Source organism: Mesorhizobium sp. M7A.F.Ca.CA.002.15.2.1 (genome assembly GCF_003998715.1).
Classification (GTDB): domain Bacteria; phylum Pseudomonadota; class Alphaproteobacteria; order Rhizobiales; family Rhizobiaceae; genus Mesorhizobium; species Mesorhizobium ciceri.
This window is the reverse complement of the sequence record NZ_RZPI01000102.1, coordinates 1-11,292: the sequence shown is the minus strand read 5'-3', so window position 1 is coordinate 11,292 and position 11,292 is coordinate 1. Positions and strand designations below refer to the sequence as shown.

The 11,292-nt window shown below is 64.8% G+C and carries 16 protein-coding genes; 11 read left to right on the top strand and 5 right to left on the bottom strand.

Annotated elements, in window-relative coordinates; translation table 11 throughout:
* Nucleotides 1-557: RibD family protein (locus ENZ74_RS08955; protein WP_206522269.1), on the top strand; the 557-nt coding region annotated here is incomplete at its 5' end.
* 89 nt (nt 558-646) lie between these two features.
* On the opposite strand, the gene ENZ74_RS08950 is transcribed toward ENZ74_RS08955, so the two are convergent.
* Complete coding sequence (locus ENZ74_RS08950) at nt 647-1,531, bottom strand: SDR family oxidoreductase (RefSeq protein ID WP_063168647.1); 885 nt, start codon at nt 1,529-1,531, stop codon at nt 647-649.
* 78 nt (nt 1,532-1,609) lie between these two features.
* Here ENZ74_RS08950 and ENZ74_RS08945 point away from each other — a divergent pair, with 78 nt between their 5' ends.
* Nucleotides 1,610-2,452 carry a helix-turn-helix transcriptional regulator gene (locus ENZ74_RS08945; RefSeq protein WP_063168648.1) on the top strand — a complete coding sequence of 281 codons (843 nt, stop codon included), beginning with the start codon at nt 1,610-1,612 and terminating at the stop codon, nt 2,450-2,452.
* Nucleotides 2,453-2,493: 41 nt separating this feature from the next.
* Here ENZ74_RS08945 and ENZ74_RS08940 read toward each other — a convergent pair whose 3' ends face one another.
* Nucleotides 2,494-2,940, bottom strand: coding sequence for an SRPBCC domain-containing protein (locus ENZ74_RS08940; protein WP_063168649.1), 447 nt, complete (start codon nt 2,938-2,940; stop codon nt 2,494-2,496).
* Nucleotides 2,941-3,098: 158 nt separating this feature from the next.
* Here ENZ74_RS08940 and ENZ74_RS08935 point away from each other — a divergent pair, with 158 nt between their 5' ends.
* Nucleotides 3,099-3,851 carry a pseudouridine synthase gene (locus ENZ74_RS08935; RefSeq protein WP_063170295.1) on the top strand — a complete coding sequence of 251 codons (753 nt, stop codon included), beginning with the start codon at nt 3,099-3,101 and terminating at the stop codon, nt 3,849-3,851.
* Nucleotides 3,852-3,971: 120 nt separating this feature from the next.
* Entirely contained in the window at nt 3,972-4,373 is a 402-nt protein-coding gene (locus ENZ74_RS08930; RefSeq protein WP_013530567.1) for a VOC family protein, read from the top strand.
* Between the two features lie 30 nt (nt 4,374-4,403).
* Here the strand turns inward: ENZ74_RS08930 and ENZ74_RS08925 are convergent, their stop codons facing one another.
* Complete coding sequence (locus ENZ74_RS08925) at nt 4,404-4,985, bottom strand: histidine phosphatase family protein (RefSeq protein ID WP_063168650.1); 582 nt, start codon at nt 4,983-4,985, stop codon at nt 4,404-4,406.
* 208 nt (nt 4,986-5,193) lie between these two features.
* Here ENZ74_RS08925 and ENZ74_RS08920 point away from each other — a divergent pair, with 208 nt between their 5' ends.
* From ENZ74_RS08920 to ENZ74_RS08910, 3 genes are all read left to right on the top strand, one after another.
* Complete coding sequence (locus ENZ74_RS08920; RefSeq protein ID WP_027160859.1) at nt 5,194-5,643, top strand: universal stress protein; 450 nt, start codon at nt 5,194-5,196, stop codon at nt 5,641-5,643.
* Nucleotides 5,644-5,729: 86 nt separating this feature from the next.
* Entirely contained in the window at nt 5,730-6,020 is a 291-nt protein-coding gene (locus ENZ74_RS08915; protein ID WP_013530564.1) for a DUF1778 domain-containing protein, read from the top strand.
* Nucleotides 6,017-6,511, top strand: a complete 495-nt coding sequence (locus tag ENZ74_RS08910; RefSeq protein ID WP_063168651.1) for a GNAT family N-acetyltransferase — start codon at nt 6,017-6,019, stop codon at nt 6,509-6,511. The genes ENZ74_RS08915 and ENZ74_RS08910 overlap by 4 nt, the downstream gene beginning before the upstream one ends.
* Nucleotides 6,512-6,546: 35 nt before the next feature.
* Here the strand turns inward: ENZ74_RS08910 and ENZ74_RS08905 are convergent, their stop codons facing one another.
* Nucleotides 6,547-7,296 carry a sulfite exporter TauE/SafE family protein gene (locus ENZ74_RS08905; RefSeq protein WP_063168652.1) on the bottom strand — a complete coding sequence of 250 codons (750 nt, stop codon included), beginning with the start codon at nt 7,294-7,296 and terminating at the stop codon, nt 6,547-6,549.
* Between the two features lie 21 nt (nt 7,297-7,317).
* Nucleotides 7,318-7,524, bottom strand: a complete 207-nt coding sequence (locus ENZ74_RS08900) for a hypothetical protein (protein WP_063168653.1) — start codon at nt 7,522-7,524, stop codon at nt 7,318-7,320.
* 137 nt (nt 7,525-7,661) lie between these two features.
* On the opposite strand from ENZ74_RS08900, the gene ENZ74_RS08895 reads away from it, so the two are divergent.
* From ENZ74_RS08895 to ENZ74_RS08880, 4 genes are all read left to right on the top strand, one after another.
* Nucleotides 7,662-8,534 (top strand): LysR substrate-binding domain-containing protein, encoded by an 873-nt coding sequence (locus tag ENZ74_RS08895; protein WP_063170296.1) that lies wholly within the window; start codon nt 7,662-7,664, stop codon nt 8,532-8,534.
* A 131-nt stretch (nt 8,535-8,665) separates the two neighbouring features.
* The gene (locus tag ENZ74_RS08890) at nt 8,666-9,166 is read left to right on the top strand and encodes an Lrp/AsnC family transcriptional regulator (RefSeq protein ID WP_024501775.1); all 501 of its coding nucleotides are present in this window, start codon (nt 8,666-8,668) and stop codon (nt 9,164-9,166) included.
* Nucleotides 9,163-10,326: a saccharopine dehydrogenase family protein gene (locus tag ENZ74_RS08885; protein WP_063168654.1), complete on the top strand. Its 1,164-nt coding sequence runs from the start codon at nt 9,163-9,165 to the stop codon at nt 10,324-10,326. Before ENZ74_RS08890 ends, ENZ74_RS08885 begins: the two co-directional genes overlap by 4 nt.
* A 110-nt stretch (nt 10,327-10,436) precedes the next feature.
* Nucleotides 10,437-11,243, top strand: a complete 807-nt coding sequence (locus ENZ74_RS08880) for an ABC transporter substrate-binding protein (protein ID WP_013530558.1) — start codon at nt 10,437-10,439, stop codon at nt 11,241-11,243.
* Nucleotides 11,244-11,292: the final 49 nt, after the last annotated feature.

Below are 11,292 nucleotides of genomic sequence, written 5' to 3'. Positions count from 1 at the left end.
CCTGGATCGTCGGGCGCGTCACCATGGCCGAGATGAGCAAGGCCGGCGCGCATCCGCCGGCCAATGCCGGCAAGGTCGACCGGCCCTATCATTTCGCGCAAATAGGTGCGGGTTATGCCGTGGCGCTCGATGCCTCGGGCAAGCTTCATTTTTCCAAACCCGACATCGGTGGCGACCATGTCGTGGTGCTGCTTGGGCGCGACGTTGCCGACAGCCATTTGGCAGAGCTTGCCGCCGACGGCGTGTCCTATATCGTCGCGGAAACCGGCGATATCGATCTCGCCGCGATGCTTGAGGTCCTCGGACGCGAACTCGGCATAAGCCGGCTGCTGCTCGAGGGCGGCGCCAGCATCAACGGTTCCTTCCTCGCCGCCGGGCTCGTCGATGAATTGAGCCTTCTCGTTGCACCCGCGATCGACGGACGGGCCGCCAATCAGGGTTTCGTCGAGTTCGGCGAGAGCGGCCTGGCGGGCAAGACGCAGCTGTCCCTGAAGAGCTGCGAGGCGCTGGCGCATGGGCTCGTCCATCTGCGCTACGCGGTCAGCCCTGGAGCATAATCCCGAAAGGTCGCGGCGTGGCCCAGGGTCTCCGCGACGGGGCTGACGAAGTCAGAGACTTCGGCTCACCTCGAGCGTTGCTAAGCGCATCAATACCGCATGGCGTCGAGATCGGCGATCAGCGTCGGGCCGGTGGGGTGCCAGCCGAGCCGTGCCTGGGTCAGAGCGCTGGAGGCCGGCAGATCCATCGGCGCGAACATCGCCATCCAGCCGAAATGCTCCGCCGCCTTTTCCGGCGCAATGGAAACCACCGGCAATTTCAAACCCCGGCCGAGCGCCTCGGCGATAGCGCGCACTTCGACACCTTCCTCGCCGACCGCGTGATAGCGCGCGCCCGGCTGCCGCTTTTCCACGGCGAGCCGGTAAAGCCGCGCCGCATCGAGGAGGTGGCCCGCGGAGTAGCGATTGCGGCCGTCGCCGACATAGGCCGAGACGCCCCTTTCACGCGCGATCTCGATGAGCGGCGTGATAAGGCCTTGCTTGACCGGATTGTGGACCTGCGGCAGCCGCACCACCGACACATTGATGCCGGCGTCCAGCAAGGCATTGCCGGCCAGCTCCGAGGCGATGCGCGGATTGGGATGGCTGGCGTTGAAGACGTCCTCGATCGCCAACTGGCCATGCCCGGGGCTGCCCATGCCGACGCCAGAGGTGATCACCAGCGGCCGGTCGGAGCCGGCGAGCGCGGCGCCCAGTGCGGCGATGACGCGTTTGTCCTTTTCGCAATTCTCGGCAAACCGCGAAAAATCGTGGTCGAATGCCGTGTGGATCACGCCGTCCGCCTTGGCCGCGCCATCGCACAGCCCTTCGGGCTCCTCGAGCGTTCCGCGATGCACTTCAGCACCGGCGGCGGCCAGCGCCTCGGCGCCGGCGTCGGAGCGGGTCACGCCGACCACCTGATGGCCTGCCTTGATGAGTTCGGGAACGATCGCGGAACCGATGAAACCGGTCGCGCCGGTGAGAAAGATACGCATGCAAAATCTCCTGTACAGTTGCCTGCGTAATATTGCCGGTCTATTATTCTATTAAAGTAGTGATCTTATCGTGGTATAATGGCTAACAGGATGCCTTCCAATTCCGGCTCACTAGCAGCGTTCCTCAAAGACCGGCGCACCCGGCTTGATCCCGCATCATTCGGGTTTTCCGGACGCAGACGCACGCCGGGGCTGCGCCGCGAAGAGGTCGCACAGCGCGCCAACATCAGCCCGACCTGGTACACATGGCTGGAACAGGGCCGCGGCGGCGCACCCTCGGCCGATGTCCTCAACCGCATCGCCAAGGGGCTGCTGCTGACCGAGGCGGAGCGCGAACATCTTTTCATGCTCGGGCTGGGGCGCCCGCCCGAGGTCCGCTACAGGGGCGTCGAAGGCGTCAGCCCCCGGCTGCAGCGCCTCATCGACACGCTCGATGCCAGCCCCGCCATAGTCAGGACCGCCACCTGGGACGTCGTTGCCTGGAACCGTGCCGCGAGGGTCGTGCTGACCGACTACAGCACCCTGCCCGAGGGCGAGCGCAACATTCTGCGCTTCATGTTCCTCAGTCCCCATATCCGCGCCAGGCAGCACGACTGGCAAAACCTCGCCCGTTTCGTGGTGGGCGCGTTCCGGGCCGATGCGGCACGCGCCGGTGCTGTCTCCGAGGTGCGTGAACTCGTCGACGAACTCTGCAGCGCCAGCCCCGAGTTTGCCGCCCTGTGGCGGGAAAACGGCGTGCTCAGCCATGGCGACGGGACAAAGCGCCTGAAGCACCCGGAACTTGGCGATATCGAACTGGAATATTCGGGCTTCGCGGTCGACGGCCGGCCGGATTTGAGCCTGACCGTCTACAACCCGGTCGACAGCGCCGTCGCCGACCGTATTCGCACGCTGGCCCTCACCCGACACCCCAAAGAGTAAGGGCGGGACGACCTATCCGCTGCGATGACTCCCGCCCGCTCTCAAGCGCGCTCGCAGACCGCCTTCAGGATCTGCAAGGTCGGTCCCCAGTAGAGATTGGCGTGCGGACGGATCGCCGGTTCGGCGAAGTCGCTGAGCGTCAGTGTCAACAGTGTTCCCCCATCCGCCGGCGCCAGGTCGAAGCTGACCACGGTGTGATTTTCGGGCACGTCCGCCAGACGCGAGGCCGACAGCGTGCTCCAATAGCTGTAGGCGAAGCTCATTCCCGGCTCAAAAGTGCGGATGGTGCCGTGGTTTTCGAACGGTATTCCGTGCAGCAGTCCGCGCATGACGATCGCGCCGCCGGCCTGCCCTTGCAGGCTGACGGTCAACTCCTCGTCGGACATCCATTGCGGGATCATTTCTGGCGTCGTTAGTATCCGCCAGACCTTGGCCGGCACGGCACCGATGACGACGGTCTTGGTTATCGGCGCAGCGGACTCACTCATGGGGTGCAGATTATAGCGGATGCGGCGGCGACAATATCGCTGTTCCAGGCGGTACGGATGCCGCCATTGCCCCTTGCCCTGTATAGGAAGACAGCACCACGCTTGCGAAGCCATTGCAGCCCGTGGCATCTGTCGGCTCCACCAGCGCAGACGGCACCATGACACCACGGCAGACACGGCAGAGCGGCAGGCAGGGGGCGCCCGGCGTCAGTCTCAACCGGGCGCTGTCGAAGCTCGGCCTGTGCTCGCGCACACAGGCCGAGGTGCTGATCGCCGAAGGCCGCGTGCGCGTCGGCGGCAAGGTGGTGCGCGATGCGGCGCTGCGCGTCGACCTCGACCGCGACCGCATCGTCGTCGACGACAGGCCGGTGGTTGCCGAGCGCAAGGTCTACCTCATGCTCAACAAGCCGCGCGGGCTGGTCACCACCCGCGACGACCCGCAGCAGCGCGACACCGTCTATGCCTGCCTGGAAGGGCTCGATCTGCCCTTCGTCTCGCCGGTAGGCCGGCTCGACAAAGCCAGCGAAGGCATGCTGCTGATGACCAACGACACCCGGTTTGCCAACCGGCTGATGGACCCGGCCTCGCATCTGCCCAAGACCTATCACGTGCAGATCGGCACGGTGCCGGACGAGGCGATGCTGGAGACGTTACGCGCGGGCGTGACCGTCGACGGCGAGACCCTGACCGCCAGCTCGATCGAACTCTTGCGCAGCGGCGGCCGCACCGCCTGGCTGGAGATCGTGCTCGACGAAGGCCGTAACCGCCACATCCGTCGCCTGCTCGCCGCGCATGGCGTCGAGGTCCTGCGCCTCATCCGCATCGCTATCGGCCGCCTGCCGCTCGGCGACCTCGCCAAGGGTACGGCACGGCATTTGACAGCAGAAGAGTTGGCGCTGCTGAGGGGGTAAGCAGGGCGTGCCGCTGGTGCAGGCGCACGGCGATCCTTCCTGACGGAAAGCTGTCAGCAGGCCTGGCCTATAGGTCGGATGGGAGCCGGCCACGGCTTCAACGATCAGGGAGCCAATGCAATGAATTTCGTCTCCGTCCGCATCATCACGTCGGACGTCCAGCGTCTCGTTCACTTCTACGGTGAGATCACCGGCATGCCCGTGACGGTGTACACGGAAGACTTCGCCGAACTGGCGACGCCGACCTGCACGCTGGCGATCGGCAGCACGCGCACCTTGATGCTGTTCGGCGGCGACATCGCCCGCCCCGCCGACAACCACACCGCCATCATCGAGTTCCGCGTCGGCGACGTCGATGCTGAATTCGCCAGGCTCTCGGACCTCCTCAGGAATATCACTGTGCAGAAGCCGACCACCATGCCCTGGGGCAACCGCTCGCTGCTGTTTCGCGACCCTGACGGCAATCTGGTGAATTTCTTCACGCCGGTAACCGCTGAGGCGATCAGGAAATTCGACAGATAGGCGTAAGCGGCGCCGCTGGCCGAAGCTGCTCTATTTCTGGTTCCATTTCCGGATGACCGGCTCGCTCAAATCATGCTCGTAGCCGAGCACGCTGATGCTGGCCGTATCGAGCACGAGCAGCGCGCCGCCCTCCGGCGGCAGCCCGATCCAGCGCGCCGCCAGCACGCGCAGAAAATGCGCGCTGGAAAACACCAATATGCTGGCATTGGCCTCGCGCAGCCCAGCGATAATCCTGTCGGCCCGCGCGCCGACATCGGCCGCCATCTCGCCCTTTGGACACCCATCGCGAAACACATTCCAGCCGCGGCGCTCGGCCAGGATCTGTTTTGTCGTCAGCCCCTCATAGGCGCCATAGTCCCACTCCTGCAGATCGTCCTTCTTGACGCTCTGCGCGCCGAAGCCGGCCAGTACGCTGGTGTTGTAGGCGCGCTGCGACGGGCTCGACCATACGGCCGAAAAAGACAGGCCCTCGAGCCTGTCCGCGAGACCCCGCGCGGCGGCCTCGCCAACCGGGGTCAACGGCATGTCGGTGCGGCCGGTATGCTGCCCCGAAAGGCTCCATGCCGTTTCACCATGCCGGACCAGATGGATTTGCGGATACGGGTTGCTCATGGACTGCCTTTCAATGTCACCGGCACCTTAGGCGACGATGCGGCAAAGGGGAATCCGCTTGGTACAAGACTGCGTGGTCGCCTGGCCTTGATCCGCGGCGGGGCCGGCCCTGTGATCGGCCCGAGGCCGCAACTATATCAAGGCCAGCCCTCCACAAGGCTCCCGCCACCTCAAGGGCATCGGCCCTTGCGCAACAGGTCATGTCATCATGTACAAACATTTGCTCATCGCCACGGACGGATCGGAACTGGCCGACAAGGGCGTTACCCACGGCCTGACATTGGCCAAGGGCCTCGGCGCCTCTGTTACTTTCATCACCGTCTCCGAACAATTCCCGATCTTCGCCTGGGGCGGCGCCATGGCCGGCTACGCCGCCGGCGATGAACTGGCCGCCTATCAGGAAGAAGCGCGCAAATACGCCAAGGAAGTTCTCGACAAGTGCAAGGCATCGGCCGACGCCGCCGGCGTCTCGGCGGAGGTCGTGCATGTCGAGGACAAAAGGCCCGCCGAAGCCATTCTGGAACTGTCGCAGGCCCTGGGCTGCGACCTGATCGTCATGGCTTCGCACGGCCGCCGCGGACTAGGCAAGCTGCTCCTCGGCAGCCAGACGGCGGAAGTGCTGTCCTACACGGAGATCCCGGTGCTGGTCGTGCGGTAGGGCTACTACGGATCGCATGCTCCATCGAAGCGGGTAATGACAATGTCGTTACGCTGTGCTAGATATGCGCAACGAAGGAGCCGTCCATGCCAACGTCACATCATCCGGTGCCGAAGAGCGTTCCGCTCAACATCCGCGTCAAGCCGGAAGTTCGCAATCTGATCGACCGCGCAGCCGAATTGCTCGGTAAGAATCGCACCGACTTCATGCTTGAAGCCTCGCAACGCGCCGCTGAGGAAGCGTTGCTCAACCGTCTCGTGTTTACCGTCGAACCGGATGTCTACGCTGCGTTTCTGGCACGCCTCGACGCGCCGCCGCAGCCCAACGACCGATTGCGCCGCACGATGACGACAAAGGCTCCGTGGGAAGCTGCGTGACGCTGTCGGTCCCGGTTCCACTCGCGGATCATCACGAACTCGGGGAATTTTCGTCGGGCATTACAGCGCTCGACGATTGGTTGAAAAAACGTGCTCGCACCAATCAAGCGGGCGGTGCATCCCGGACCTATGTGACTTGCAAAGGCAACCGTGTGATTGGCTACTATGCCGTTGCCAGCGGCGCCGTGAAAATGGTCGAAGCTTCCAGCCGTTTCCGGCGCAACATGCCCGATCCGATCCCCGTCGCAGTGCTAGGCAGGTTGGCCGTAGACCAAGCCTATCACGGTCGGGGCATCGGTCGGGCGCTGGTAAGGGATGCCGGTCTACGAATTCTCCAGGCTGCTGAAATACTGGGCATCAAAGGCATAGTGGTGCATGCGATTTCCGACGATGCCCGAGCTTTCTACATCACCATCGGGTTCGAGCCCTCGCCGGTCGAGCCGTTGACACTCATGGTCACGCTCGCTGATCTCAGCGAAAGCATTGGCTGACGACTTCCTGCCAGTGCTCTGGGGAAGTCCGGCGCCTAGAACACCAACTCCCCCACGAGATAGACCCCAAGCGCCAGCAACCCCGCGAAGAACACTTTGCGGAAGGTCTCGACGCTCATCTTCTGGCGCAGCGCCTGGCCGGCGAACATGCCGGCCAGCGCCGGCACAAGGGCTGCGACCGACCCCACCAGTTGCGCACTCGGCGACGCCAGGGCGCCTGCCTTGAACAACCCGATGGCGAGCGCCGCCGTCGACACGGTGAAGGACAGGCCGAGCGCCTGGATCAGGTCTTCTTTCTCCAGCCGCAGCGACTGCAGATAGGGCACCGCCGGGATGACGAAGACGCCGGTGGCGCCGGTGACCAGCCCGGTCGCCACCCCGACCAGCGGTGACATCAAGGCTTCGCGGCGCGCCGGCGTGGTGAAGCCGGCTTTGGCGAGGCCGAGGATCGCATAAAGCACCAGTGCGGCGCCCAGCCCCACTGAGGCCGCGCCCGTATGCGTGCCGGTCAGCAGGCCGGCGCCGGCAACGGTGCCGAGCATCACGCCGGCCATCATCGTCCACAGCCGCTTGCACAGCCGGGCGAAGGACGGGCCGGTCAGCAATTGCCAGAGGTTGGTAACCAGCGACGGGATCAAGAGCAGGGCAGCCGCCTGCGCCGGCGGCATCGTCACCGCCAGCAGGCCCATCGCAACGGTCGGCAGGCCCATGCCGACGACGCCCTTGACGAAGCCGGCGGCGAGGAACACGGCGCCGATCCAGGCGAGGATGCCGGCGCTCAGCATGATCGTATCTTCAGGGCCGGATCAGTCATGCAGCAGCATATCGGTTGCGTCGGCATCCGGGCTGGCGGCCTTTGCCGGCGCCGCATCGCGGCTGGTGGATACGACCGTCGCCGCGCATCCCCGCAGGCCTGATCCCGCTCGCGCCATGGCAAGGCCGGCCACCGCAATGGCCAGCACGATCGCCGTGCTTTCAAGAATGCCGAGCCGGCCTGATGTTCGTTCGTTCATCGCAATTCTCCTTCGAAACTGTTTGACGAAAATCCTGGCCGATCACAATGTGGAAGTTGCGCTGCCAGCCTTCGGCCACGACGAAGGCTGGTTGGCCGACCGCCTTCCCGGCGCTGAATATTCGCAGGAGCAAGAGAATGCGCTTCGATCTGGTCGATCTCCGCCTGTTCCTGCTGGTGGCCGAACGCGGCAGCATCACCCATGGCGCCGAGCTTGCCGGACTGGCCCTGGCGTCGGCCAGCGCCCGCATCAAGGGCATGGAGGAGCGGCTCGGCGCGCCGCTGCTGGAGCGCCGGCGCCGTGGGGTGGTGCCGACGGCGGCCGGACAGGCGCTGCTGCATCATGCGCGCGCGGTGCAGAACCAGATCGAAGCGATGACCGGCGACCTCGCCGCCTATGCCACCGGCCTGCGCGCCCGCGTCCGGCTGATGGCCAACACCGCCGCCACAGCCGAGTTGCTGCGCGAGATCCTGCCCGCCTTCCTTGTCGCGCATCCCGGCATCGACATCGAGCTCGACGAGCGCCCCAGCCATGAGATCGCGCAAGCCGTGGCCAGTGGTGCGGCCGATCTCGGCATCGCCGCCACCTGGGCCGGCCTTGCGCACCTCGAGCAGAAACCGTTCTTCATCGACCGGCTGGTGGTGATCGCCGCGCGAAACCGGCCCGGCCTTGAAGGCCGCACCGTCAACCTCACTGAGCTTCTCGGCGAATCTTTCGTCGGCCTCAGCACCGGCCATGCGCTGCAGGAGCACATCGCCCGCCAGGCGGCCCGCCTTGGCGGCCATCTGCATATCCGCATCCACGTTCCCGGCCTCGACAATGTCTGCCGGCTGGTCGCGCAAGGTGCCGGCATCGCCATCGTGCCGGAAAGTGCCGCCCGCCGCTCGGCGCGGACGCTACGCACACTGCGGCTGACCGATGACTGGGCAACGCGCCAGCTCAACCTCTGCGCCCGCCGCTTCGACGAGTTGACACCGCAGGCAAAATTGCTCGCGACAGCGCTGGCGTGAGCCGGACAGCGAGCACCTATCCCCATCAGCGCTGAATCATTGCCTTGCTTTTCAAATGTTCGTGACGTAGCTTGTTTGCACATTGGCAAAAAAATCGCCAAACTTTTTTCCTTTTGTGAAAGACGGGGACTTTGCGGGAACATCTCGATCTGACCGATCGGCGGCTGGTCAAACAGCTGTCGCAGGACGCCCAGCCGGGCATCAACCGGATCGCCGAGATATTGGCGATTTCGGTGCCGACGGTGCGCTCGCGGCTGCGCAACCTGCTCGACCGCAACCTACTCAAGATCGTCGGGCTGCTGAACCTGACCGAGCGCCCCGAGCTGATCTCCGCCATTGTCGGCATCAATGCCCAAGGGCGCGGCCGGGCCCGCGAACTGGCGCAGCGCATTGCCGAACTGCCTTTCGTCAATTCGGCCTCGGTGGTCACCGGACGCTTCGACATCATCGTCGACGTGACGGTGGCCGGTGACGTCGCCGATCTCTACCGCGTCACCAGCGAACTGATCCCCGGCGCCGGCGAGCCGGGCGAAGTGGTGCGCAGCGAGACCTTCGTCGTCATGGCGTCCTGCAACAAATGGGTCAGCCTGCCGGAAGGCTGCTGGTCGGACGACCGCAAGGAGCCGGCATGAAGATCGCGGTTCTCGGCGGCCTCGGCCTGCAAGGCCGGGCGGCAATCGCCGACCTCGTCGCCAGCGACGGCGTCGAGGAAATTGTCTGCGTCGACACCGCGCCGGACGGCCCTGCCCGGCTTGCCGGCCTGACCGATCTTGCCCGCGTGCGCTTCGTGGTGCCTGAGGGCGCGATCGGCCAGGCCCTGGCCACTGTGCTTGATGATGTCGACGCCGTCATCGACCTGTTGCCGCAGCCGCTGATGCGCGAGGCGGTAAAGGCCGCGATTGCCACGCGCACGCCGCTGGTCACCACCAATTACGCCAAGTCGATCGCCGACCTGGCGCCGGCCGCCGAACAGGCCGGTGTCTCGATCATGACCGAATGCGGGCTCGACCCCGGCATCGACCTCGTGCTCTACGCGCGCGCCGCCAGGCAGTTCGACTCGATTTCTTCGATCGATTCCTATTGCGGCGGCATCCCCGAGCCGCAGGCGATGGCCAAGCCGCTGTGCTACAAGGTGAGCTGGAATTTCGACATGGTCCTGGTCAGCCAGAACCGCGACAGCGTGATGATTGAGGACGGGAACCGTGTCGCGGTGCCTGCCGGCCAGCAGCACGACAATCCGTTCATCCATGAAATCGAGGTTGCCGGTCTCGGCAGGCTCGAAGCCTTCCCCAATGGCGACGCGCTCCACTATGTCGAGATGCTGGACGCCGCAAAAGGGCTGCGCCGCTCCGGCCGCTACACACTGCGCTGGCCGGGATGGTCGGCCTTCTGGGCGCCGTTGAAGGAACTCGGTTTCCTCTCTGAGGACAAGGTGCCCGGCACCTCCAACAGCCCGCGCGAATTCCTTGGCCGGCTGCTCGGCCCGCAATTGCAATACGGCCCCGGCGAAAAGGATCTTTGCGTGATGCGCAATGTCTTTTCCGGCCTCGAAGGCGGCCGCGCCAAGACGGTGACGTCGGACCTGATCATCGAACGCGATCTCGTTTCCGGCCTGTTCGGCATGAGCCTCGGCGTCGGCTATCCCGCCAGCATCGTGGCGCAGATGCTGGCGAGGGGCGAGATCACCAGACCCGGCTTTTTGAACCCGCTGCTGGATGTGCCCGACATCAGGTTCTTCGATGAATTGGCCAGGCGTGGCATCACGGTTTCCGAGACGGTGGCACGGGACTGAGGCGAAAGATTTTCGAACGGTGGCTGCCGCCGGCAACGGCGCTGCCGCTCAAAAAGGAGCCCAAGGAGAACCGCGGGCAGACATTAACGACAACAGGGAGGAATACCGAAATGAAGATTGCCAGACTTTTCATCGCCGGAAGACTTTTCATCGCCGGGCTTGCGCTCGCCGGGCTCACCGCTGCGGCCAGTGCGGGTACGCTCGACGACATCACCAAGCGCGGCGAATTGCGCGTCGCCGTGCAGACCCAGGGACCGCCCTTCTCGCTGGTCGGCGCCAATGGCGAACGCACCGGCAGTTCGGTCGAACTGGCCGAACTGATGGCCAAGGAAATGGGTGTGAAAATCACCTTCCTCGACTTCGACTGGGATGGTTTGATCCCGGCGCTGCTGTCGGGCAAGGCCGACCTGCTGGTCGCCGACATGACACCGACGCTGGCGCGCGGCATGAAGGTCGCGTTCACCACGCCCTACATGTACACGGGCAGCACCGTCTTCACCAAGGCCGACAGCAAGTTCAAGACCACCGAGGACTGCAAGGCCAAGGGCACCAAGATCGCCGTGCTGCTCGGCGCCACCGGCGAGAAGGAAGCCAAGAACGCCTTCCCCGATGCCGACATCAAGAGCTACAAGGGTGGCGGTCCGCTGCTGCTCGACGCCGTCAACAACGGCCAGGCCGACTGCGGCGTCAACGACGTCTCGGCGGTCAAGGGCCAGTCGACCGCCTATCCGGCCGGCACCTTCACCATCATGCCGGACCTTCTGTCGAAGGAGCCGCTTGCCTTCGCCACCCGCTATGATGAGCCGGACCTGTTGATCTGGATGAACCTGTTCCTCAACCAGGTCACTATCGACGGCCGCCTGCAGAAGAACCTCGACTACTGGGTCAATTCCGACGCCTGGAAGAAGGATCACTAAGCAGCGATAAATCCAGGCGGTTTCGCGCGCATCTTAAACGCCGCGAAGC